The sequence below is a fragment of the Thalassoglobus sp. genome (assembly GCF_048270125.1).
In the GTDB taxonomy this organism is placed as follows: domain Bacteria; phylum Planctomycetota; class Planctomycetia; order Planctomycetales; family Planctomycetaceae; genus Thalassoglobus.
Window position 1 is genome coordinate 68,596 of record NZ_JBLWTN010000013.1, and the last position, 24,831, is coordinate 93,426.

The 24,831-nt window shown below is 50.6% G+C and carries 13 protein-coding genes; 11 read left to right on the top strand and 2 right to left on the bottom strand.

Annotated elements, in window-relative coordinates:
- The first annotated feature begins 98 nt into the window (after window positions 1–98).
- Window positions 99–3,320 (top strand): efflux RND transporter permease subunit, encoded by a 3,222-nt coding sequence (locus ACN0YR_RS15210; protein WP_417850096.1) that lies wholly within the window; start codon window positions 99–101, stop codon window positions 3,318–3,320.
- Between the two features lie 214 nt (window positions 3,321–3,534).
- Window positions 3,535–4,068: a hypothetical protein gene (locus ACN0YR_RS15215; protein WP_417850097.1), complete on the top strand. Its 534-nt coding sequence runs from the start codon at window positions 3,535–3,537 to the stop codon at window positions 4,066–4,068.
- A gap of 148 nt (window positions 4,069–4,216) precedes the next feature.
- On the opposite strand, the gene ACN0YR_RS15220 is transcribed toward ACN0YR_RS15215, so the two are convergent.
- Entirely contained in the window at window positions 4,217–6,460 is a 2,244-nt protein-coding gene (locus tag ACN0YR_RS15220) for an ATP-dependent helicase (RefSeq protein WP_417850098.1), read from the bottom strand.
- Window positions 6,461–6,857: 397 nt separating this feature from the next.
- Window positions 6,858–7,844: a hypothetical protein gene (locus ACN0YR_RS15225; protein ID WP_417850099.1), complete on the bottom strand. Its 987-nt coding sequence runs from the start codon at window positions 7,842–7,844 to the stop codon at window positions 6,858–6,860.
- Window positions 7,845–8,324: 480 nt separating this feature from the next.
- On the opposite strand from ACN0YR_RS15225, the gene ACN0YR_RS15230 reads away from it, so the two are divergent.
- From ACN0YR_RS15230 to ACN0YR_RS15270, 9 genes are all read left to right on the top strand, one after another.
- Window positions 8,325–10,193, top strand: coding sequence for a hypothetical protein (locus tag ACN0YR_RS15230; protein ID WP_417850100.1), 1,869 nt, complete (start codon window positions 8,325–8,327; stop codon window positions 10,191–10,193).
- 370 nt (window positions 10,194–10,563) lie between these two features.
- The gene (locus tag ACN0YR_RS15235) at window positions 10,564–11,613 is read left to right on the top strand and encodes a RelA/SpoT domain-containing protein (RefSeq protein ID WP_417850101.1); all 1,050 of its coding nucleotides are present in this window, start codon (window positions 10,564–10,566) and stop codon (window positions 11,611–11,613) included.
- 61 nt (window positions 11,614–11,674) lie between these two features.
- Entirely contained in the window at window positions 11,675–11,956 is a 282-nt protein-coding gene (locus ACN0YR_RS15240) for a hypothetical protein (protein ID WP_417850102.1), read from the top strand.
- Between the two features lie 149 nt (window positions 11,957–12,105).
- On the top strand, window positions 12,106–13,404 hold the full coding sequence (locus ACN0YR_RS15245) for a metallophosphoesterase family protein (protein WP_417850103.1): 1,299 nt from the start codon (window positions 12,106–12,108) through the stop codon (window positions 13,402–13,404).
- Between the two features lie 257 nt (window positions 13,405–13,661).
- On the top strand, window positions 13,662–16,823 hold the full coding sequence (locus tag ACN0YR_RS15250; protein WP_417850104.1) for an AAA family ATPase: 3,162 nt from the start codon (window positions 13,662–13,664) through the stop codon (window positions 16,821–16,823).
- A gap of 73 nt (window positions 16,824–16,896) precedes the next feature.
- Entirely contained in the window at window positions 16,897–17,766 is an 870-nt protein-coding gene (locus tag ACN0YR_RS15255) for a DUF1570 domain-containing protein (RefSeq protein WP_417850105.1), read from the top strand.
- 328 nt (window positions 17,767–18,094) lie between these two features.
- The gene (locus tag ACN0YR_RS15260; RefSeq protein WP_417850106.1) at window positions 18,095–18,961 is read left to right on the top strand and encodes a neutral zinc metallopeptidase; all 867 of its coding nucleotides are present in this window, start codon (window positions 18,095–18,097) and stop codon (window positions 18,959–18,961) included.
- Window positions 18,962–19,125: 164 nt separating this feature from the next.
- The gene (locus ACN0YR_RS15265; RefSeq protein ID WP_417850107.1) at window positions 19,126–21,324 is read left to right on the top strand and encodes a serine/threonine-protein kinase; all 2,199 of its coding nucleotides are present in this window, start codon (window positions 19,126–19,128) and stop codon (window positions 21,322–21,324) included.
- A gap of 437 nt (window positions 21,325–21,761) precedes the next feature.
- Window positions 21,762–24,785, top strand: a complete 3,024-nt coding sequence (locus ACN0YR_RS15270; protein WP_417850108.1) for a BamA/OMP85 family outer membrane protein — start codon at window positions 21,762–21,764, stop codon at window positions 24,783–24,785.
- Window positions 24,786–24,831 lie beyond the last annotated feature (46 nt).

Below are 24,831 nucleotides of genomic sequence, written 5' to 3' on the forward strand. Positions count from 1 at the left end.
TGTGATGAGCCGCTTATTTCCACAAAACAGCACGCAATTCCGCCTTAAAAACTTCCAGCACGCACCGGCAAAGTCATTGATGGCATGAGGAGACAACGATGTTAAACGCAGTGATTCGATTTGCACTTCGACAGCGAATGCTGGTGATTGCTTCTGCTCTGTTCCTTGTTGGATACGGAACCTGGCAGACGCTGCAGGCGCCGATCGATGTCTTTCCAAACTTGAACCGACCGCGCGTCGTCGTGATGACGGAAGTGCCGGGGATGGCTCCGGAAGAGGTCGAGACACTTGTCACCTTCCCGTTGGAAACAGCTCTCAACGGTGCAAACGGTGTCGAAGCAGTCCGCAGTTCGTCAGGCGTTGGTATTTCCGTTGTTTATGTTGAGTTCGATTGGGGAACCGATATTTACAATGATCGTCAGATCGTCAATGAACGAATTCAACTTGTTCAAGGAAACATGCCTGAAGGAGTCAAGCCGACTCTTGCTCCGATCTCTTCGATCATGGGGCAGATCATCATGCTCGGCATGTGGAGCGAAAACGAGCAAACCGACTCTCTGGAAATGCGGACGATTGCCGACTGGGTGGTCCGGCAAAGGCTTCTCACAATTCCCGGTGTCTCGCAAGTCTTCACAATGGGCGGCGGGCGAAAGCAGTTTCAGGTTCTTGTCGACCCCGATGCCATGCTCACTTATGGCGTCTCGCTGCAGGATGTCAAACAGGCAGTGATGAGCAGTAACGAAAACGCAACCGGGGGCTACCTTGATGAGCAAGGTCCGAATGAACTTCTCGTGCGAGCCCTGGGGCGTGTCCAGTCGATTGAAGATCTGCAAAAAGTCGTCGTCAAGGTACGTGATTCAAAGCCCATTGCACTGGCCCAAATCGCTCGCGTGATTGAAGGACCGCAGGTGAAACGTGGAGACAGTTCGGCCTTCCTGCGTAACGAAGATGGAACATTCACCGGTGGCCCTGCTGTGGTGCTCACTGTCAATAAACAACCGAACGCAGATACGCGAGAAGTGACTGACTTAGTCATGAAAGCCCTCGCAGAACTCCAACCGTCGCTTCCAGCAGACTTACAAATTCGTCCGTTTTATTCACAAAAATCATTTATTGACCGGGCCATCGATAATGTGGTGGAAGCTCTCCGTGATGGGGGGATTCTCGTTGTCGTCATCCTGTTCTTGTTCTTGATGAATTTCCGTACAACGTTCATCACTCTCACTGCGATCCCGCTTTCCTTACTCAGTACTGTCATCGTTTTCCATCTTCTTGGGCTCTCAATCAACACGATGACTCTCGGCGGGTTAGCGGTCGCGATTGGGGAACTGGTTGATGATTCGATTGTCGATGTTGAAAATATTTTCCGGCGACTCAAAGAAAACCGGCAGAAAAAAGAACCACTCAATCCGTTATTGGTTGTCTTTCGGGCGAGTGTTGAAGTACGCAACTCGATTGTTTTCGGCACGATGATTGTAATTCTCGTGTTCATTCCGTTATTTGCTCTGTCCGGGATGGAAGGTCGACTTTTCACTCCGTTGGGGATTGCTTACATCGTTTCGATTCTCTCTTCTCTTGTGGTCTCCCTGACAGTCACTCCAGTGCTCGCATACTGGTTGCTGGGACATCAGACATCAACCGAAGAAGAAGAAAAGGATGGTTTCTTATTGCGTGTTCTTAAGTGGGGCGGGGACAAGATCATTCGGTTCAGTCTGCAATGCCCTCGCCTGATTTTGACGGCCACGCTTACTGCAGTCGCAATCGCAGGCCTGTTCATCGTGAACCTGGAAAAAGATTTCCTCCCACCTTTCAATGAAGGTGTGATTCAACTGAACGTTGTTCTCCCCCCGGGAACATCGCTGGAGACATCAAATAAGATCAATCGTGAAGTTGAACAGCGACTGTTGGAGATTGAGGATGTCGAACAATTCGTACGGAGAACCGGACGAGCCGAACTCGATGAACATGCGGAAGGCGTGAATACCAGCGAGTACATTATCGATCTGGATCTCGAATCTCCGAGAAATCGGGAAGAGCAGCTCGAAGAAATCCGAGAAGCGATGGCCGATGTTCCGGGGATTGTCACAGCGGTTGAGCAGCCACTGGCACACCTCATCTCACACATGCTTTCAGGTGTGAAAGCTCAAATTGGTATTAAAATCTACGGCGATGACCTCGATGTTCTGCGACGTAAAGCGGATGAAATGAAGACGTTGATGTCTTCTGTTCCGGGTGTCACAGATCTCATGGTTGAACCTCAGGTGATCATTCCGCAGATGCGAATTGAACTCGATCGAGACAAATTGCTGCTGTATGGGCTGACAGTTTCCGAAGTCAACGATTTCATTGAAACTGCGATGAATGGGCAGGTCGTCTCTGAAGTCCTGATGGGACAACGGACGTTCGATTTACTGCTTCGGCTTGATGAAGATTATCGTGAGAATCTGGAGCACCTCAAACGACTGACAATTGAGCTGAAGGATGGGGGAAAGGTTCCACTAGAAAGTGTTGCCAACATTTACGAATCCGGCGGACCGAATACCGTCAATCGTGAAAACGTCCGACGTCGAATTATCCTGCAGTGCAACGTTTCCGAACGTGGAGTTGTCGACGTCGTTGAAGATATCAAGGCGAAAGTGCAGCCGGTTGTGAACTCTCTCCCAACAGGCTACTTCGTTGAGTACAGCGGACAATTTGAATCACAACAATCGGCCACTCAAATCATTGGGGCTTTGTTTGCCGTCTCTCTGATCGGCGTTTTCCTGGTCCTGTTCACCATGTTCCGGTCAGTGAACTTGTCTCTGCAGGTGATGGCGGCACTACCGATGGCGTTTATCGGTTCGGTCGCTGCCCTAGTCATCACGGGGCAAACTCTCACTGTGGCAGCCATGGTCGGTTTCATCTCATTGGCTGGAATTGCATCCAGAAACGGAATTTTGCTTCTGAATCACTACCTGCACCTGGTGAAGTTCGAAGGTGAAGACTGGAGCAAGTCGATGATCGTCCGAGCCGGGCTGGAACGACTGGCTCCGGTCTTAATGACAGCACTGACATCGGGAATTGGGCTGGTTCCTTTGGTGCTTGCTTCAGGTGAACCGGGGAAAGAAATCTTGTATCCGGTGGCAACTGTCATCCTCGGTGGATTGATCAGTTCCACCCTCTTGGACTTTTTCGTTCACCCAGCGTTGTTCTGGCTGTTCGGCTTGAAAGAAGCCCAACGAGTTGTCACGGAATCACAATCGGAAATCGCGTTGAACGAAGAACATGAAGAAGTCGAAACAGGTCGAACGTTGAGCGCAGAGGCTTTGGAGCCTGTTTGACGCAGAGATGAACTCAATAAAAATTACGCAAACACTAGAACTGGTCCTGAAACTTGAAATTGCTCTCTCAAACGTTGAGGAAAGCGACGATTCCAGAGGTTTTCGGACTGGTTCTAGTTTTGATAAATGCTATCGGTGCTTTATGAGTCGCTAAAACACCAAGTTCTTTATTTACTCACACAGACAACAGTCACAACATTAAAGGATTCTAAACATGAAACGTTTACACCACTTCAGCCTCTCTCTTGCACTCATCACGGCAGTTTCAATGACCGGGTGTGGCAAGTCTCAACCTTCATCCAATGAGACCATGACGACCGGCCCTCAAGCGACGGGTGAAGATGGACATGAAGACCATCACCACCCTACCGAAGGGCCACATCATGGTTCCCTCATTGAACTCGGAGCGGAAGAGTACCACGGGGAAATGGTACATGATGAGAAGGCGGAGACAGTCACAATTTACGTCCTCGACAGTGCTGCGAAAGTTGCCGTCCCGATTGAATCGACGGAAATCACTATCAACGTGAAGCATGGCGACAAGGGCTCGCAGTTCAAACTGACCGCTCAACCTGATGAAGGAGATCCAGAAGGGAAGTCCTCACGTTTTGTCTCTTCAGACAAGAAACTTGGGGACGAGCTCCACGATGAACAGACCGAAGCAACCTTGGTGCTTTCAATCGGAGGCAAGTCATATCGCGGAAAAATTTCCCATGATCATGACCACGGACACGACCACGCACATTAAAAAACTCTCACACAAAAATCACTGTGTGTCGCACCTGTGAAGATCACTCACGCGGCGTTTCGCATGTCTCTTTCCCCGGCTCTCTGCTCTCCAGACTTCACGAGAATAGAGGCATGCGAACGCTTTATTCAACGATCGTGGCTGCGTATTAACCGACAGGTTGCAGCGGCGCCTTGGCGGCGATAAATGACTCAGTTCGGTCGTCGTCAGAGAAGTTGACGGTCACAGTTCTTCTACCTCCGAACCCGCTCAGTTCGGTAACCACTCCGATTCCATAACGCGGATGCCGGACGCGCATCCCAATTCCGAACCCTGTCGGAATTTCAGCAGCTGTCTTTTCTCCATTAAGCAAAGCTGCCCCTGTCATCAACTTCGGCATTGCAGGAAGATCAGCCAGTTTCGAAACATCATGCGTTGGCTGTCTCCACTGGTCGTCGTTTGCGAAACCATCGGCTCCGAACTCAAGGCGTTCACACTCGAGTTCGCGCAAGAACGGACTTTGAATCGTCGGAACGTTACGACCGTGCATCGAGCGAATTCGAGACTCGGTCAAGAATAATCGTTTTTCGGCACGCGTGATGCCAACAAAGAGCAAGCGTCGCTCTTCTTCAATTTCACGCCGGTCTCCATCTTTCAACGCTCGTTCATGAGGGATCAGCCCTTCCTCGACTCCCACGATAAACGCCACGGGAAACTCAAGTCCTTTGGCGGCATGCAGTGTCATTAGTGTCACTTGCCCATTTTTGTCATCGATCCAGTCGGTATCACTGACCAGAGCTGTCTGTTCAAGAAAGCCTTGTAAACTTCGCTCATCTCCGATCGCTTCATCATACTGACGAGCAGCCCCGACCAACTCTTCGACGTTCGCAAGCTTGTCCGTATCGGCCTCATTGTACGAACCTTCCCACGCAGCGGTGTATCGCGTCTTCTCAACGACTCTGAGCAGAAGATCTGCAACCGATCCCGCATCTGCTAAAGAGAAGCTTTCAATCATTTCGGCGAAGCGTTTGAATCCAAACACGGCTCGCTTCGAGAGTTTCGGGACCTCCCCTGCCCTGGCAGCCGCCTGAACAAGAGTGAGATGATTAATTGCAGCCCAACGGACGAGTCGGTTCTGTGAAGTCTTTCCAAGTCCGCGTAGCGGCTTGTTGACGATCCGTAAAAAAGCTGTGGCGTCTGCTGGATTTTCAATCAACCGCATGTAGGCGAGCAGGTCCTTGATCTCGGCTCGGTCATAGAAAGCGACACCAGCTGCCACTTGTACGGGAATTCGATTCCGCATCAGTGCCATCTCAAGTTGCCTTGAGAGTGCATTGACCCGGTAGAAAATCGCGATCTGATTCCAGGCGTAACCTTCATTGTCGACGAGGTCTCGAATTTTGGTCGCGATTCCTTCCGCTTCTTCGCGGCTGTCAGGAAAACAGAGCAGTTGGACCGATTCTCCCTCTTCGTTATCGGTGATGAGGCTTTTTTGTTTGCGTTGCTGGTTGTGATCAATCAAGGCGTCCGCAGAGCGCAAGATCGATTGCGTGCTACGAAAGTTCTGTTCAAGGCGAATCGTTTTCGCTGCCGGGAAGTCTCGCTCGAATCGAAGGATGTTTTCGATTCGAGCTCCGCGCCAACCGTAGATTGACTGATCGGGGTCTCCCGTGACGCAAAGGTTTCCATGATTTTCCGCGAGAGCTGCAACGATTTGGTATTGAGAGAGATTTGTGTCCTGATATTCATCGACCAGAATATAACGATACCGTTCACCGAGTTGCTTTCGCAGTTCTGGGTTCTCCGTCAACAGTGTCGCTGTGTGCATCAGCAAGTCGTCGAAGTCGACGGCGTTCGATTCCAGCATCCGTTTCTGGTACGCCGGATAGACTTTTGCGACAACTGCTTGCCAATGATCCCCGATCGACTCCTCAAACCGCGTCGCGTACAACTCAGGCGTGATGAGGTCATTCTTGGCGTTGCTGATTCGCCAGAGAACTTTGTTCGGGGCATAATGAACTGTGTCGTAGTCGAGATCATTCATCACCAACCGGATCATCTGCTTCTGATCCGTGCTGTCGAGAATCGAAAAGGTCGATTTGATTCCGACCACTTCTCCATACTCTCTGAGAAGTCGAGCACAGAAACGGTGAAAAGTACTCACCCAGACTCTCACATCGGGAAGCAACTCACGAACACGCTCAGCCATCTCTTTAGAAGCTTTATTCGTAAATGTAATCGCCAGCAGACTGCGCGGAGAGATGTTCGCGTTGGTCACCAGATTTGAGATCCGCCGGGTGACGACGCGTGTCTTTCCTGAACCAGGTCCAGCCACGATCAGGAGCGGCCCGTCGACATGTTCGACGGCTGCTTTTTGTGAATCCGTCAACCCGTCCGTGATCGAATCGTTCATATCAACTAAATTTATTTCGTTGGTGCTAGCAAGGTATTTCAATGGTGGAACGAGCCTTATGTAGGAGCTCGATTTTAATTTCTTGGCAATTTTTGAAAAAACACAAACAGTGCCATTGCAATCATTCGCGTGCGAACTAATATTAGTTTTGTTGCCGAGGTTGGCCCGCTTTCGGCAGCAACTCTTCCCGCAGCGATTGGGACAGCCCGCCCAATCGCTGCCTTTTTTATGCGCTGAGTTTCAAGTTCTGCCGCCCCTTCACATCGCAAGAGAGACGACGCCTCAACGACGTGCAACTTCGCCGTCAAGATGTCGGAACAGAACGAAAAGAACAGGGCCAAAAGAATCTCACCATCTTTACAGTGAATTGTTGTCTTGCAGTGAACTGTCTCTCTTCTCAACTGCCTTCTTTTTCTGCAACTTTCGCCTGATACTCTGCGATCCAGGATTCCGGGTCCTCATCAAAAGCTGCTTTGCATCCGCTGCAACAGACCCAGTAATTCTTCCCCATATAACTGACTTGGGAAGTTCCCAGCCCTCCAGAGATAATGCACTCCCGCTCTCCGTAACTGGCATCTGATTTAGCGAAGGATGTCCCTTGTCGCTGAGTGGCGATGGTATCGAATCGAAGGAAGTTTGAGCCAGATTTGCGAGCCAACTCGACAAGATAGCGATGGTTCTCCTGCTGATTGAATGTCACTTGCCAGGTATCGCGAGGCGAGGTTCCGTTCGTTTGCTCCAGTTGTAATTTGTATTTGATGTGCATTTTTTGGTCGTCACCCTGAAACTCCTCAACCGGCTCGGCGAACGTCCCCTCAAACTCACGGACTTTCCCGTCAGGATCAGTCGTGGTGAGCGTGAATTTTTCCTCCTCAGTCAGGTAGGTCAAGCGAGCGTTTTTAAAGTACGGGCTTTTCTCTGATTCCATCACCATGGCTGGCTGGTCACGGTTTGTCTTGAAATCCCAAACCCATTCCGGTTCATCAAGTGCTTTGAAATCCCCGATATTTTTTTGAGTTGTTCCCCGCCAGCTGCCAAGCATGATCTGCACGGGCTTCATGATCTCTAGAAGTTTGCGACGATTCTCATCCGCAGCTGTCGCAGATTTCGCACCGTTCTTCGTGACGTTCGATGTCGTTTTTTCCGTGGGAGAGCCACTCAGCGAGATACTGGGGAGTGGCGAAACATCTTGTGCCGTGGACTGCATCGGTGAACTCACTTTCACCGAAGGATCTTCCACTTTGGAGACGGGAGTGAGGGCTTCTTGATTCGCTGCCGCAGATTCCTGCGAATTCGCCTCCGGTGCTGGGGAATCACTCTTTCCACAGCCAGAAAAGACGATAATCCCGAACAGACACATTGAACTCAAACTTGCACGTAACATCTCTCAATCCTCTGAGGCAAAAGGTGTTCAAAATTATATCAGAGAAGAAGCCTCTTTCCCAACGCGGCCTGTGGAACTGCTGACCATAATATCAACATCTCTGATGACCTGGCGAAAAACATGCGATTCCGGAAATTCCTGACGGAGTCCGTCAGATCTGATTATTCGGATCAGAAGGACCACAACAGTCGACGCCGGCGCTTATTCCGAGAACTTGAAAATCTCCAGAGAAAAAATCGCAGAGGCTTTTTGACGACACGTCTTTTGTGACGTAAATAAATTAAGGTGAAGACAGATTCATACGGGCCGAGACCTCTGGGCGAGGTGATGACCACTTGTTTCTCACTCATCTGTATCGCGACTGCTCTCGCGATGTCAGCTAAGAACCTATCCGACGACCTGGGCAATTATGAGTCTTCTCATTGGTTGAGAAGTCAACTTCAGCGATTCGGATTAGTTTAAAACGAATTGGGCAATTCGATGAAACTATCGCTTACGAATCGCTTCTTGAACTCATTTCGACGTCAAGAGGCTCAAGTCGCAGACCCGTTCCTTGTGACGGAGTTTGAAACTCAAAAGCGTGAATTCGAGGTGCGAAAGCAGCACCTGAATCAACGCCTCTTCGAAGTCGAGACAAAAGAGAAGTCGTTACACGAGTTGATAGCGGAAATTGGCACACTTCAGGGTCGGGTCAATCAATCCTTTCAGGAACTCGCTACGGAAAAATCCTATTTCGAACGTCAGTTTCTCGTTCAACGGAAGCAACTCCAGCTGTCGGAAGCGAGACTTCAGAAGCACGAGCTCGATCTCCTCAGCCAAGCGTACCACCTCGACCAGGAAGCAGAGGAATTGCGGTATCAATGTCAACAATTCGAAGAACATCGCTACGAATTAGAGGTCGAAACCAAGCGGATTGAACAGCAGAGGTTGGAGTTCGAAGCTCGCAATCAAAACCTGATGACTGTCCGAGAAGGACTCGCTCGCGAATCGGAAGCGATCGAACAACAACATGGTCAGGTCACTGAAGAACTCGAAAAAATCGCTGCTGCACAAATGGAACTCGCAGCAGAAAAAGGACAACTCAAGCAGCGAACAGGCGACCAGCAAAGAAAACTGCTTGAACTTGAGAGTTGGGAATCATCACTTAACGTCTTCGCAGAAGAAGTTGCCAAGAAAGATGAGCAAGCGAAAGAAAGGCGGGCGATCTTCGAGGCCGACAGGCTTAAGGTCCAATCGCAACTGGAACTCATTGAAGAACAACAACAGAAACTCTTAGAGTGCGAAGTCGGCATCAACGAGAAGCTGCAACAGATCACTCACCGCGAACAGCAAGTCCGTCAGGACATCGCGCATAATGAGCAAATCGTCAAATTGCAGGCTGCACAGCAAGCACAGTTCGACGCTCAGCAACGTTCGATCGATGAAGCCATCCAGTCTCTGGAAGTTGCTCGGTTAGCACTGGAGCAAGATCGAAAATCTTTCGTCACAAAACAGACCGCTTTCCTCGAACGACGTCGACTCGCTGACTCGGAACAAACTTCTCTTGCAGCAGACGAATCAGAACTCGAGCCATTCACTCCCGAGGACTCTCCAGAGTTTTCGTCAAAGTCCAAACACGTTTCCGAAGGTAAAGAAAGCAGCGATGAGTTTGAGCCCGTCACGGAGGACGCTCTCAATGGGCCTCTTCTCAGTTCACCTGCGACGATGAAGGATGTTGTTCAGGAAGATTCAGACGAGCAGCCTTCGGGCACAACCGTCGAGATCAAGGTCGCAACAGAGGACGAATCCGTTTTCGATTCGGATGATGAAGTTCAGAGATACGCCGAGGAACTGATGGCCCGCTATCGAAGCGGCCCGGCTCCTAGTGTTGTGCCTCAGAAAAAACCGGCACAGGTACGCAAATCAGATATGTACACGGCTGAAGCTCCCTCCGTTTCGGAACACTCCGCGAAACCGGCAGCCGATTCATTACCGAAGCCTCTTCCAGAGATGCCCCTCGATTGGCTTGATGATGGGATATCAAAAGAAGAGCCCTCCCATCGCCAGAAGAAATCCTCTTCAGCAGACTTCCGGGCGTTACGCGAAGTTGCGGTCAACTCTGCAAGAGTCGATATCGCAAAATCGAATTTGAAGCATGAACGCCGAAACTTCCGGGCTGTCGCCGTGATCTCGGGATTCGGTTGCCTGGCGACAATCAGCGTCCTTGTCTTCGCTGAAGAGCTTTCGACTCGATCGCAATCAATCGTTTTGACACTCGGTTGCATCTCAGCGATCTACACTCTGAAGGCATTTTTCCATCTGATGTCGATGCGCAAACTCAACGCCGCCTCAGCCGGTCGAAGCTCGTAGTTAATCGCAGCTCTCACATGATGCCTGGAAGTCAGGCAATTACTGCGAATGATTCAACTTTGTGACGGACCGTCCTCGACTTCCGGATCTTCTTGCGGCCTGCGCCATATCCTGATTGACCAAGTAATACTCGCGATCCCCAAGACTGCACAAAACACAGCGATGCCGAACTGAGCAAGAATTGCTCAGTCAATTTTACGCAGCGGATTTGCTGCATTTCCCTTCCGCTCTTAAAATTGACTGCCATCTCTCCTCGGAGTATTCTCAATGCAGATTGTTCAGAGATCACCAAGTTCGCGATAAACTACCTGCATGGCAAACGAGGCACTTTCGTCGAACTTGCTTTAAGCATAAACCGTAAGAGAACTCTATGCCATTTCCAGGAGGATCAAAATCGAAAGTCAATCGCGCAGGTCAGTGCGTGCGAGAAGGAACAGCAACGAGTGCCGATCTGTCGACCATCGATGAGTGGCGTGCGGCGCACCGCAATGTCTTGAACACATTTCAGGCCATACTGAGAACTCGCACGCGCAATCTTCCGGTCACTGTTGCTCAGAGACACAAACGGCGAAACACGATTCTGGAGAAGCTCGCTCGATTCCCTAAAATGCAACTCAGCCGGATGGATGATGTTGCGGGTTGCCGCCTTATTTTTAACTCTATCGAGGAACTTCACAGCTTTCGGAACTCGGTTCTCGCTGCCCGATTTCGGCACGAAAGGCGCAATGAAACTGACAAATATGATTATATCAAACGTCCAAAGATAACAGGCTACCGAGGCATCCACGACGTCTATTCGTACGACGTCAACTCGCCGAACGGCGAGGACTTCAAAGGACTCCTAGTCGAAATCCAGTACCGGACGTTGGTTCAACACACTTGGGCTACTGCTGTGGAAGTAATCGGCTATGTGACAGAGAGTCAACCCAAATTTGAGCAAGGCGACACACGATACCGAGAGGCGATGGCCTTCGCGAGCGATGTACTCGCTCGCTTCTACGAGGAGTGCAAAGGGCCACACGTAGACCTATCAGACGCAGAAGTGGTGCGTCAATTCCGCCGTTACGATCAAGAGTTGAGTTTACTAAAAACGTTGGGCAACCTTAATGCCATCGATACGGAAATCACCACTAAAAAAAACACGATTCTCTTAATCACATCGGAAGGTAAACTGGAGGTTCGTTCGTATCGAGATGCGACGACAGCAATTCAAATGCTTTTCGAATTTGAAGAAGAATGCCCCGGCACAGACGTTGTGCTGGTTCGTGCAGAAACGTCGGAGGAAATTAGACTGGCGTTCAAGAACTACTTCTCAGATGCCACCGATTTTGTTCGTATGGTTAGCGAAGCTTGCAATTCACTGTCACCTAAATCACAGTCAGCCAAGAAGAAGCGGCGAATCCGACGGCAGGGGCAGTAGCGGAGAGGAGGGCCCTGAATGTGGTTGCAATCTATTGCCTACTCTTTAAGTCGTAGGCTGCATGAAGTCTTTGCGTAATGCAGTACATTATGGACTAGCTGCTCAACTTCCCCCCGAGACCGATCCGTTCCGGGCTTTTCAAATCATTCAAATCCAGCCATTTGGATCGGTTCAGGTTCCCTTGGTCGTTACGACTCGCTTACCCGCCCTTCTCTGGCAGGCAGCACCGACCGTTTTCAAAAAAGAGTATCACCCGACTCCGTGTGCCAATCGGATCAGAAATCTTGAGAATCAGGTCGAAAAGGCTTGCAGCAAAGCGTTTTCCCGAAGTTTGAGAGAGTGAAAGCATATTCTTGGGTCAGTTCTAAAATTTTCTGTCAATTTGCACCATTTACAAAATGGGGTTTGCGGAAAAGGGGGCGGGCGATAGACTTACGCTGTAAAGCGGGCTGATATTGATTGTTCGCATGGAAAAATGGGAAGGATTCCTGGATGTCTCGGCATGGATTTCGATTTGTACACGCGACCAATTTGCGCTTGGATGAACCGTTAATTGGAACGGGACCGCTCTCTGGTCCTGATCGGGAACTCGCTGAACAGGCGACGATTCTGGCTTGGGAAGGAGTTGTTGAGACCTGCCTGACTTCTCAAGCGGAGTTCCTGCTGCTGACCGGGAATTGCTTCGACCACCGGACGCAGAGCTTGCGAGCTCGAGTTTCTCTTGAACGTGGCTTCGAAAAACTGGACGCACATCATATTGATGTTTTCGTCGTCCCCGGCCACCTTGACCCCGCCTCGGCCTGGAAACGCTGGGTCCAGCTGCCTCCGAATGTCACCTTGATTGGCGATGAGCAACAGGAACCGGTCGCGGTGGTTCGGAATGGCTCTGTTCTCGCCTCATTATTGACCATTGCCACACCTGAAACCGACGAAACCAACTGGACCGACGGGGGACCAGTTGTTCTGGAGCATCAAGCAGGGACGTATCACATCGGAATTCTTCCCGCAGGGACTCCGGTACGCTGGAAAAAAGATGGGCAACCAGAGGCGTTGAATCAACCGGGAGTGTCGTCATCGGCTGCCTCACTTGCTCAAACAGCGATTGATCGGGGCATCGACTTGATCGCCTGCGGAGAAGGTCTCCCGTTCACACACCGCAAACGGAACAGCTTGATCCACGATCCGGGACCGGCGCAGTCATTATCCAAAAACGTCACCGGCTCTTGCGGTTGCAGCGTCATCGATGTCGATGCAGACGGCGAAACGCGAATTGACGATGTCGCAATCGCTCCGATTCGCTGGGAAGATATCACTCTAAGCATTGAGCGTCACACGAACTGGAATGATCTGGTCGAGCGAATGGCTCTGATGGTGATGGAGCGCGTCGCGGACAACGACGAACAACTCTGGGTGATGAACTGGCGTGTGAAAGGCGAAGGCAAACTCTTCGATTCACTCCGCGAGCGCGAGTCCGAAACCGAAATGTGGGATCTCCTTGAAGGAGAACTCGACGGAGAGACGGAAGTTCGCCGAATTCACCGACTCGAGCGGATGACGAAACAACTTCTCGAGCCAGAAAGTCTGGAAGAAGCAACAGGTTTACAAATTGATTTTGAAGAGATCCTGAAGGAAGAAGGGAGCAATCTGGTCGAGCTTGTACGGCATGAACTCCTGGAATCGGACTGGATCAAACGTGCCGACGCTGAACTCGTCAGAATGGCCATTGCACAGGCATCAAGACGGAAGATTGAACGACAAGCTGAGGCAACAGCAGGACATTGGTTGCATTAAAGAGCGGTTCTGAAAACGTCTGTGATGCAGGGTTTTCTCAGTATTTGAGAGGCGAAAGTCAGGTTTTCGAGTCAGTTCCAGGAAACGCGAGCAATACTCCTGGAATTATTATTGTTCACAAAAACGATGATCATTGATTCAAGTGCAGCGAATACAAGTAAGCATTCCAAAGAAACACGTTGATTCCCACACCTTGCGTGTGAGGCAAAGAGCTGAATCGAAGACGAGCGGACCACGATTCAGAGAGGAGGGATCCTATGAGAATACATGAACTGGAAGTCGATCAATTCGGAGTCTGGAAGGAAGTGACGCTTCCCTTTCATGATCGGGGAGTGACGGTTCTTTACGGCCCGAATGAAGCGGGAAAGTCCACGCTGATGCGGTTCATCCGCGGAGTCCTGTACGGATTCCAGCCGAGTGATGAAGTTGACGCCAGTCGTCGACGCGAACGAGTTGTTTGCTCCGGAGCATTGAAAGTTTCGCATCAAGGCAAATCGTATCGCATCCGCCGAGTCTCTGAAAAAGGAACGCGAGGCGTTCTGGAAATCAACGGACAGCGACGGGAACAGACTGATCCGCTGATGCAAAGCTTGCTCGGAGATGCGAGCGAATCGTTATTCAAAGATGTCTTTGCGATTGGGCTGAACGAACTTCAGCAACTGGCAACCTTGAGCGGTGATGAAGTCGCTGAGCAGATTTATGGATTGTCACTGGGACGAGAAGGTGAGCAGATTGTCCGGGCCCAGAATGCGTTCGCAAAGAACGAACGTTTCCTGATTGATCCGGATAGCCGCAAAGGCGAGATTCATTCACTCATTCAGCAACTGGCAGAGATCGACCGTGAACTCGAACGTGTCGGTCAACCGGCACAGCGGCACACTCGACTACTTGATCAGACCACAAAACACGATGTGACTGTCAGCGAATTAAAGAAACGACAGAAAAATCTGCAACAGGATTTACGTGGCTACCAGTTTCTGAATCAAGCCTGGGAACCGTGGGCGAAACATCGTGCTGTCCAACTGGAACTGAAGCAGTTACCGGTCACGAACGTCGATGTTGATATTCTGAATCGCTACGATGAACTCGAACTCGAACTTTCCGAAGTTGATTCGCAGCGGAAACAGTTAATCGACGAAGCAAAGCGTCTGCAAAAACAGGCGGAGGAAATCAAACTTCGCCCTGAGTTGGAAGAAGAGACGTGTGCCATTCAGAACTTGCATGAGCAAACCCGCGAAATGCAACTCCTCGAACAACAGTTGCAAAGTGGCAGCCCTGTGGCTGACCCTCGCGAACAGGAAGTTCAACGCCTGTTGGGGAATTTAGGAGGTCACTGGTCACTCAAGCGGTTGGAAGAAACCGATCTCTCTCCTGTGAAATTGCACAGCCTGCTGGAGCAAGGAGACCGCTATCGCCGGGCCAATCGTGCACGCACGAAAGCTGCCAAAAAATACAAGAGAATGTCAGCTGCTCTGAAGCTGCATGAACAGGCAGAGAACTCTCAGCGCCGCGGTCTTGGAACTTTGTCGGTTGAGGAGACGCGTCAGGATTTAAGCGACAAAATTGATCAGCTTGAAGATTTACGCGGCTTGCGGATTCGTAAGGAGCACATCAAGAAAACTCTTGAGCTGTTTCCCGAAACACGTGAAGCAGAAGCAGAAGTGGTGGAGCAGGAACTCCCCCCCTTCTTCTATAACGTCTTGTGGTTCTTCGCGATTTCTGGCGCAATTTTGTTCCTGTTTGGGTCATACCGCGCGGTCTCAGGTCTGTTCTCTGGCGGAGGTTACCTGGCAACTTTGGGAGCCTGTTATTCGCTGCTGGGGTTGGGTGCGTTGGGGACTTGCTGGACGATGAAGCAGTATTTCTCCCAGCAAAAAATCCAGGTTGCCGGGAATGATGTCGACCGCGAAAAGATGAGCAGAGAGCTGAGTCGAGTCGAATCACAGATTCAAAAAATTCGCAGCCGCAACTTGCTACGCCCGCAACGAACAGCACCACAAACGTTGATCGCGGAACAGGATGATTCCGAACTGATCGACGAAACACTTGCTGATCTGCGTAAACAATTACACAGCTTACAAACGGTGAATGACGACTCTGGACGGATCGAAAAACTTCGTCGGCAGATGAGTCGAATGCGAAACAGTTTGCAGGACTACCAGAAGCGAGTCAGTCAGTCCCGAAGAGAGTGGACGGAAAGCCTGCGAACTTTGGGCCTCATCGAAACTCTCAAAGTCTCTGAAGCTGTCGCCCAGTGCCAGCAAATTGCTGACGCCAAGCATGTCTTACATGAATGGAGTCGCTCGCATCAAAGTAAAGAGCAACAACGCAAAGTCCTGGATACATTCCTGGAGAAAGTTCAACAACTCTCCAACAAAATTGAAGGTCGCGGAATCGCTGTCCGGGATCCGTATCAGCTGCTCGCAGAATGGCACCGCGAGCTTCAACTACTCGGTGAGCGGCGACGTGAACGACAACAACTACGCTCGACAGCGAAAGAAAAACGCCGTGACGCAGCACGCATCGCTGATCGAGTCGAACGGATGCGTGAACAACGTTCACTGTTGCTTTCGCAAATGGGAGTTGCCGACCGGGGTGAGATTGCAGCCAAGCTAGCAGCCATCGATGAGCGTAAGACTCTTGAAGCGAAATTAAGAGAAGCTGAGAAAGACCTCGACAAGGTTACCTCTCAAGAACCTGAGCTGGTGATTACGGAAGAAATGCTCATTGAGTACGACGAAGCTTCCAACAAAAGGATTGTTACAGAAATTCGAGACGAGCTTCAGGAAATCGATGAAGCTCTTCAGTCTGAATACCAGACTCTTGGAAAGCTGAAGCAGGAACTTCATGCAATCGAAGAAGACCGATCAGTTGCATCGCTTCGGTTTGATCGGGAACAAGTTGCGGATGAGCTTCGCAAGGCAAGCGAATCCCTGTTTGCAAACCGTGTGGCTGATCGTGTTGTTGAGCAATTGAGATCGAAGATCGAAGAGGGCCGGCAACCACAAACATTGCAAGCTGCCTCTGAGTATTTAAGCCAGCTGACTTGTGACAAGTACCAGAAAGTCTGGACTCCACTGGGTGAGAAGGCCTTATTCGTTGACGACGATGTCAAGCAATCGCTGCGTGTTGAACAGCTGAGTAGTGGGACACGTGAACAAGTCTTCCTATCATTACGTTTAGCGATGATTAAAGACTTCGCAGCTCGCGGAGTCGAGCTTCCGCTTATCCTTGATGACGTCACCGTGAACTTCGATCAAATTCGTACGGAAGCTGCCGTCGAGACGCTGCTCAACGTCGCGGATGATGGTCAGCAAATCATGCTGTTTACCTGCCACTTACACCTTGCCCATCTTTTCGAGAACGATGGGATCGAACCTGTCTGGCTGCCGAACCATCGTCCCGAGATGACGGTCTAAAACAGAGTTGTGTTTCTCGTGTTCGTGGCGTGAGTCGAACACTGCAGGTGTTCGGCGAAATTTGGGATCACAGATGATGAATCAGACGGAGAGAGTCGTTCAGCAGCGATGGCAATGCTATCTCTGTTTCGTCTTTTCGTTGCTGAGTCTGTTCTCTTCCAGCTGCATGTTTGTTCGACGAGACGTGACTGGCTTGCCGGACAAATACAAAGTCAAAATGGACCAACTGCAGGTCCGTTCAGATGTCAAAATCACTAAAGATGATCCCGTCTTTGAAGAGCTGACTGCGCTACGGGCCGAGATCGTCGAGCTTCTTGAACTTCCACCTGCGAACCGCCCTGTCATTGTTCATCTATTTAAGGATGAAGACCGGTACGCAGAATACATGAAGAAGCAGCATCCGAATTTGCCACCTCGCCGGGCCTTTTTTATTGGTTCACCCACTGAACTTGCGGTCTACGCACATTGGGGACCGAGCATGGCTGAAGACTTGCGGCATGAATACACACATGGCGTTTTACATTCATCGTTGCAAACCGTTCCGTTGTGGTTGGATGAAGGAATCGCTGAGTATTTTGAAACGCGCACGTTCGATTCAAAGCGTCGACATCCCGATCATGCTCCGCAATTAGCCAAAGCGATTTCGAATGGATGGCAGCCTGACTTGCATCGTCTGGAGCAGATTGAATCCGTCTCGGAGATGCACCGCGCTGACTACCAGGAAGCCTGGGCCTGGGTTCATTATCTGATTCATGATTGCCCGGATGGTCGCGGCATGCTTGTGGACTATTGTAAATCCCTGAGAACTTCTACACACCCACCTCGATTCGCTGAAGAGATGGAACGCCACGTCCCGACCGCTGACGTACGACTTGCTTCGTATATTTCCTCGACGTTCAACCGCTCAGGCCCGACTTGGGCACTTGGCCAGGATCACCAGTAACACAGGATCACCAGTAACGGCCCTGCGGAGCCTTTCCTTTGGTGAGCCAATTACGACTGCTGGCTGAGGTGTAAGGGTGTGAATTGGCAACCTGCTGCTTGATTGCCTGCTGCCCCAATCGTTCATGTCCTGACAGCTTCTACTGTCAACTTCTTATTTTCTGCGAACGAAGATCACGCAGCATTTGTGGTTCGCTTCCTGCACATGTTAGATTTGTCGAAATAGACATTCCTGAATCTCTGTCCGGAGACTTCTTTCGTGAGGAATTTTCTCATCGTGAGAGAGACCAGATTCAGGTTTTCGGATCAATTCTTACAAGGATTCAGCCGTGGTTTCGTGGAAAGGTCGCCGACAGAGCAGTAACGTTGAAGATCGTCGAGGGATGAAAGGTGGCGGGAAGGCGCTCGGCGGTGGGATAACGATCATCATTCTCATCGCGGTCTTTATCTTCTCCGGAGGAGATCTCGGACAAGTCTTCAGAGTTGCTCAGCAACTTCCCAACCAGGGAGGCCAACAGAATGCAGCTCCAGCTGGCAAACCGAGCCCGGCTGAAGAAGAAATGCGGGATTTCGTTGCAACGATTCTTGCTGACACCGAAGACGTGTGGAACGAAATTTTTCGTGGAACCGACGTTTCCTATCGCGAACCGACGCTTGTCATCTTCCGAGATGGTGTCTCCTCTGCATGCGGATTTAACAGTGCCGCTGTGGGACCGTTCTATTGCCCCGGCGATGAAAAAGTTTACATCGACCTCGGATTCTTTGATCAACTCGAACGACAGCTGAATGCTCCAGGAGACTTCGCGCAGGCATATGTGATAGCTCATGAAGTTGGACATCATGTCCAGAATCTACTGGGAATCACAGAGATGGTTCAGCGTGAGAGGGGACGGCTCAGCGAAGCGGAGTACAACCTTTTACAGGTTCGTTTGGAATTGCAAGCAGACTTCTTTGCCGGTGTCTGGGCACATCATGCAGAAAGAATGAAAAACCTGCTGGAACCAGGCGATATCGAAGAAGGTCTCAACGCGGCAGCGATGATTGGCGATGACACTTTGCAAAAACGGGCTCGCGGTTACGTTGTCGAAGAATCATTCACCCATGGATCGGCAGAACAGCGAGCACGCTGGTTCCGCAAAGGGCTGGAAACAGGAGATATCAATCAGGGAGATACATTCAAGGCGAAAAACTTGTAGTCTCTCTCATCTTGCTCTGTGGTCCGGCTGAACACCAGTAGAGAAACGTGAAGTAGAGTTTAGGCAGTTAAGCCGGTTTCGGTTGGAGGAGACTTTGGCGTTTCGTGAGTCACAAAGTTGGAATGGGCTTGTCATCGGTTATGTCCGCATCGGAATCAAATTCAATGGACACTCACAAATCAACGATGAGTGATGATGCCATTGATTTGCTGACGGACTCGTTGGACCGATTTCTCGCGGCATGGGATCAAGTTGACGAGAATGGTCCGCCAGACATCTCTGAGTTCTTGCCGAGTTCCTCCCTGCTGCGAATGGAGTTTTTGGTTGAGCTGATCAAAGTCGATCTCGAAATGCGCTGGCAAGAGTATTCGCTGCCGAAATCACTTGATGAATACAGTGAAGAGTTCACGGAACTGCAAACGGTCGCTCTGCCGGTTGACCTGATTTTCGAGGAATATGTTTGTCGGCAGTCTGTCGACGAAGCGGTCTGCATTAGTGATTACTTCGCGCGATACCCGGACCAAGCTGATGGTCTGCGTCAATTTGCCAGCCAATCTCCTGACATCAACGCAACCGTCATCTCTTCTTCCGATCAGTTTTCGGGAGTCTTTGATCTTCAAGCGGGCGAAGTGATTGATGACTTCGACTTGATCATGCTGCTCGGTCAGGGAGCGTTTGCGAAAGTCTTTCTCGCTCGTCAGATTTCGATGCAGCGACTCGTAGCAGTGAAGGTTTCTGCTGACCATGGAACAGAACCGCAAACGCTTGCTCAACTCGATCACGATTATATTGTACGCGTTTACGACCAGCGGATTGTTGAGACGCCCCCTGCCCGCTTACTGTACATGCAGTACCTTCCCGGAGGGACGCTGGAGTCGGTGACGAAACGAGTGAGAATGACACCGGTCGAAATGAGAAGTGGTCAACTCCTCATCGATGTTCTGGATGGGACGTTAGACTCGAAAGGTGAAATTTCGCCGACCGATTCCAGTTTGCGTCAGGAACTTGCTGGAAAGTCCTGGCCGGAGGTCGTCGTCTGGATGGGAATTCGTCTTGCCAAAGCTTTGGACTATGCAAATCGGCAGGGAGTCCTTCATCGAGACCTTAAACCGGCCAATGTCTTGCTGAGTGCCGAGGGCGTTCCAAAACTCGCCGACTTTAACATCAGCTTCAGCAGTTCCGTCGCTGGAACGAATCCGACAGCCTATTTCGGAGGAAGTTTGGCGTATATGTCTCCAGAGCAATTGGAGGCCTGCTCTCCCCGGCATGAGACTCAAGCGGACGAACTTGATGGGCGCTCGGATTTGTATTCTTTGGGAGTCTTGCTGTGGGAACTGCTGCGAGGTACTCGTCCGTTTGATGACTTGGGCGGAGGCGATTTATCAGGGCAGACCATTGATAACATGCTGGAGAGAAGAAGTCGCGGTCTTTCCAGAGAGCAAATCTCTCCAGATTTTGTTGAATGTCCCGAATCGTTGATGCGAATTCTTGAGAAGTTGCTTCAACCAAACCGAGAACAGCGCTGGCAGAATGCGGAAGAATTGATCGAGCAACTCGAAATGTGCCTCGAACCGCGTGCTCGTGAACTGATTGACCCTCCCGCGAAGAGTTGGCGATCCAAGGCTCGTCACTGGATTGTCGCGACGGTGTTGCTCCTGAATTTGATTCCCAACGGAATCTCTGCTGTCGGCAACTTTTTTTACAACCAGCGAGCGATCTTTGATGAGATGGCTCCCGGGCAGACCTTCGAAGCGATTCTTGGTGCGATCAACGGAATCGCTTTTCCAGTCGGAATCAGTTTCGTGGTAATCTTGGCAGCCCAGGTAAAACGGGGAATCCGCAATCCAGAAGCCTCCCAGGAAACCGGCTTAGTCAGGGAATCGGCTCTGCTGCTGGGGCATCGATGTGCGATGATTTGCCTGCTTTTGTGGGTGATCGCCGGAGTCGCGTACCCGGTGGCATTTCAAGCGATTGGAATTCATGTCTCGACTTCAGAGTACGCACACATAGTAGGGTCTCTGGTTCTTTTTGGGTTAATTGCCACAGCGTACCCCTTCTTTGGAGTCACCTGGTATTCTGTACAGGTGCTCTATCCTGCGTTGCTGCAAAAGGGGCGCGGACAGTGCAAGGATCGGCAGGATCTGCAAAAGCTGAAAACGTACTTGAGATACTACTTAATTGCTGCAGCCAGCATTCCACTGCTCTCTGTAGCTGCCATTACGATTGTCTCGGTGGAACTGCTGCAACTCGCTCAACTCCTCTGTTTTGGCGGTTTAGCTGCGTTTGCAGCCGCTTTTTGGTTCTACCGACAGATTGAAGATGACCTGGATGTCTTCTTGAGAATCCGAGGAAGAAAGCGTTGATATCACTCAGAGTTGATGCTTTGTCATGATTGTTGCGTTCTGCAGGCGAGAATTCATCTTGCCGTGAAATTCGAATTGAATTATTAGCTTTCTGAGAAATCAAAATTGCCATATTCCAAATTGGAAGTGGTCTCACGTCCCATATCATTTTCCCCACGATCGTTTTGTTTCATGTGAAGCAGCACGGTATCAAAGTAGCCTGAGTATTCTGGAACCGATCCTGAAATCTGAATTCGCCCACTCACAGTCTGAGGAAAGCGACCACTTCACAGGTCTCCTGAAGAGTTCAAGATTCAAGCTGCGATTCAATTCAAATACCCTCCTTGTTATGTCAAATCGCAGGAAGCGATTGGCATCCCGATCACCATTGGCGTTCAACTTTGGGCTCGTTTGCTCAATTGGTGGGCGTGATCGGATTGGAACCGAAAGCAGATTCGATGAATCGTGTCACTAGCGACACTCGTCGACGGGCATTGAAGCCCAGCTTGCGACGTTTCGTCGGTCGAAACGCGCTGGCATTTTGCATCATGGGTGGCTTCGTGTCCTCCGTGGAGGCTCAACGTCCATTTCCAGGAAGCAGTTCCCCTGCGCCGGCTCAGGCTCGTCCAGCGCCGCAAATGGATCCTGCATTCCAGAAAGTTTCTGGAGAAGAGAAGGCTACCCCTGCGCCAACTCCTTCGAAAACAGCAGCCCTCCCTGGACTCAATCGAGCATTGGCAGAAAGCCCAGCACAAGAGCCTAAAAAGCCCGTCATCCAACAAACTGAATTCAATGTCGAAACCCTGCTGAATGAAGAATTGGTCGGAATCGTTGTCGAAGGGAACACCACCATTCAATCGAATGCCATTTTGAGGCAGATCGATTCCCGACAGGGACGCTTACCATCTCCACATCAGATTCAAAAAGACGTTACAAAACTTCTGAAGACGAACTGGTTCTATTCCGTAAAGCCGTTCTATCGCCAGACAAAAGATGGCCCGGTTCTCGTCTTTCAAGTTGTTGAACGCCCAATCTTGCGAGACGTGAAGTTTGTCGGAAACGACAAAATCAAGACCAGTGAGCTTCAGGCTCACACAGGACTGATGACCGGTCACGGCTACGACGTCGCTGCGAATCGTGAATCGGTCTCTCGCATCAAATCCTTGTATGCCGAGAAGGGTTATCGGTTCGCGAAAGTCACGCTGCAAAAAGGTGACGCCAAGGATGACCGTGAAGTCGTCTTTCATATCGAAGAAGGTCCGAAGGTCAAAGTTCGCGATATCAACTTCAATTTCGTCGGTGACCACTTTATCTCCGCTCGTGTGCTCAAAACAAAAATCGCCACCAAAACTCCTATCGATAACCTCGGAGCAGGATGGATCGGTGGAGACTACGATCCGGAAATTGTTCGCAACGATGTCTATACCATCAAACAGTACTATTTAGGACTGGGCTGTTTTGATGTTGATGTCGAAGTGAGTGAGTCGATCTCGGAAGCCGATGGAAAAGTGACCGTCAACTTCACAATCGCTGAAGGGACACGTTACAAAGTTGGCAACATCGACGTGATCGGGGCTGCCGTCATTCCACGTAACGAGCTCTTGACCAAACTCGAGCTGAGTTCCGGGGAGCACTTCAATTCCCGATTCTTGCGTAAAGACGTTTCCGCAATGAAGGACAAGTACGACGAACTCGGTCATGTCTTCGCGAAGGTGGAACCGACCCCGCATTTCCGACAAGACGACTCCGGAATTGTTGACCTGACTTATCAAATTGACGAAGACATTCCTCGCTACATTGGCCAGATCAATATCCACATTCGTGGCGATCACACTCACACACAGGAAACTGTGGTACGCGATCAGGTTCACAGGTTCCTGAAACCGGGGACACTCGCCAGTGGACGTGATCTCCGTATGGCACAACAGCGGGTCTCGGGAAGTCCCATCTGGGAGCGGACAGACCCTCCAACATTCGACTTGAAACCTGTCGATGGACTGGAGTACATCCCGGCTATCGCTCAGCGTGGACAAAATCCGGAACGAGTGGCAGAAACCAAAGCTGAAGAACTCTTCAGCGAAGAATTCGATCACGACTTCGACTTGCGAGCGACATACATTTCGCCGGTTAAAGAGACTGTAGGACGAGTTGTTCTCCCTGCCAGCGTTTTTGAAGAAGAAAATTCCCCGGAAGTTGAGATTCAGCGGCCGCTTCGGGAACAACCAAAAAACGAGAATCCCACACCAGTCGTCATCTCCCCCGAGGCAGTTTTTCGTGGGCAATCGAATGACATTGTTCGAGCACAGGGACTGGATCAGTTTGGGAATCCATATCCACAAGACTACCAACAGGGAGTTTCTCCACAAGGAGATCCTTTCGGTGATGCACTTTCGAACCCTGCTCCTGGTTTCGTCGATGTGAATATCGATGTCACAGAAGGACGAACCGGGCGATTGATGTTCGGTGTCGGAGTCAACAGTGACGCCGGTGTCGTCGGGCAGTTGACTCTTCAAGAAGACAACTTCAACCTATTCCGCGTCCCTCGCAGCTGGGCGGACGTCACGAACGGTCAGGCATTCCGTGGTGCTGGCCAAAGTTTCCGAATGGAAGCTGTCCCAGGTTCACAGGTGAGTCGTTATCTGATGAGCTGGCAAGATCCCTTCTTCATGGGGACAGATTTCAGTTTGGGACTGAGCGGATTTTATTACAATCGCTTCTATGATGACTGGACCGAAGACCGATTGGGTGGACGGATCAGTCTTGGATATGTACTCAATCGCTACTGGTCGGCATCGACCGCGTTACGACTTGAGAATGTTCAAATTCGTGATTACAGTTTAACGAACGGTCCGGTTCCTCCCGACTTGCTTGCTGTTGATGGAGACAATTTCCTTTCCACAGCCTCGTTCACGTTGTCTTTCGATACTCGTGACAACTCGTTCAATCCAAGCCAGGGACACAATTTCGACCTGACTTACGAACAAGGTTTTGGTGAGTTTATCTATCCACGTATCGACGCCTCAGCAGGGAAATACTTCACCCTTCATGAACGACCTGATGGCCTTGGAAAGCATATTTTGGCACTGACCGGACAAGCAGGCTGGACTGGGGACGATACTCCAATCTTCGAACGCTACTACGCTGGTGGTTACTCATCGTTTCGTGGTTTTGAATTCCGTGGGGTGACTCCTCGGGAAGGCAACTTCGCTGTCGGTGGTGACTTCATGGCAGTTGGCTCGGCGGAATATATGTTCCCGCTCACAGCGACTGACAATATCCGTGCCGTAGTCTTCTCGGACTTTGGTACTGTCGAACCCGAGGCTGGCTTCGACGATTTTCGTGTCACCGCAGGTTTTGGTTTCCGCATGGTTGTCCCCGCGATGGGCCCTGCCCCGCTGGCGTTCGACTTCGCCTGGCCAATCTTGCAGCAGGATGAAGACGAGACTCGTGTCTTCAGCTTCTACGTCGGTTTGACTCGCTAGGGATTTTGTCACACACTCCTTGTGCGTGACAAAGACATGGTCGAAA

Coding starts and splice junctions, on each gene's coding strand:
- ACN0YR_RS15255 (WP_417850105.1), top strand. CDS start 16,897: ATGATGAATCAGACGGAGAGAGTCGTTCAGCAGCGATGGCAATGCTAT.
- ACN0YR_RS15265 (WP_417850107.1), top strand. CDS start 19,126: ATGGACACTCACAAATCAACGATGAGTGATGATGCCATTGATTTGCTG.
- ACN0YR_RS15210 (WP_417850096.1), top strand. CDS start 99: ATGTTAAACGCAGTGATTCGATTTGCACTTCGACAGCGAATGCTGGTG.
- ACN0YR_RS15215 (WP_417850097.1), top strand. CDS start 3,535: ATGAAACGTTTACACCACTTCAGCCTCTCTCTTGCACTCATCACGGCA.
- ACN0YR_RS15220 (WP_417850098.1), bottom strand. CDS start 6,460: ATGAACGATTCGATCACGGACGGGTTGACGGATTCACAAAAAGCAGCC.
- ACN0YR_RS15245 (WP_417850103.1), top strand. CDS start 12,106: ATGTCTCGGCATGGATTTCGATTTGTACACGCGACCAATTTGCGCTTG.
- ACN0YR_RS15230 (WP_417850100.1), top strand. CDS start 8,325: ATGAAACTATCGCTTACGAATCGCTTCTTGAACTCATTTCGACGTCAA.
- ACN0YR_RS15240 (WP_417850102.1), top strand. CDS start 11,675: ATGAAGTCTTTGCGTAATGCAGTACATTATGGACTAGCTGCTCAACTT.
- ACN0YR_RS15270 (WP_417850108.1), top strand. CDS start 21,762: ATGAATCGTGTCACTAGCGACACTCGTCGACGGGCATTGAAGCCCAGC.
- ACN0YR_RS15225 (WP_417850099.1), bottom strand. CDS start 7,844: ATGTTACGTGCAAGTTTGAGTTCAATGTGTCTGTTCGGGATTATCGTC.
- ACN0YR_RS15235 (WP_417850101.1), top strand. CDS start 10,564: ATGCCATTTCCAGGAGGATCAAAATCGAAAGTCAATCGCGCAGGTCAG.
- ACN0YR_RS15250 (WP_417850104.1), top strand. CDS start 13,662: ATGAGAATACATGAACTGGAAGTCGATCAATTCGGAGTCTGGAAGGAA.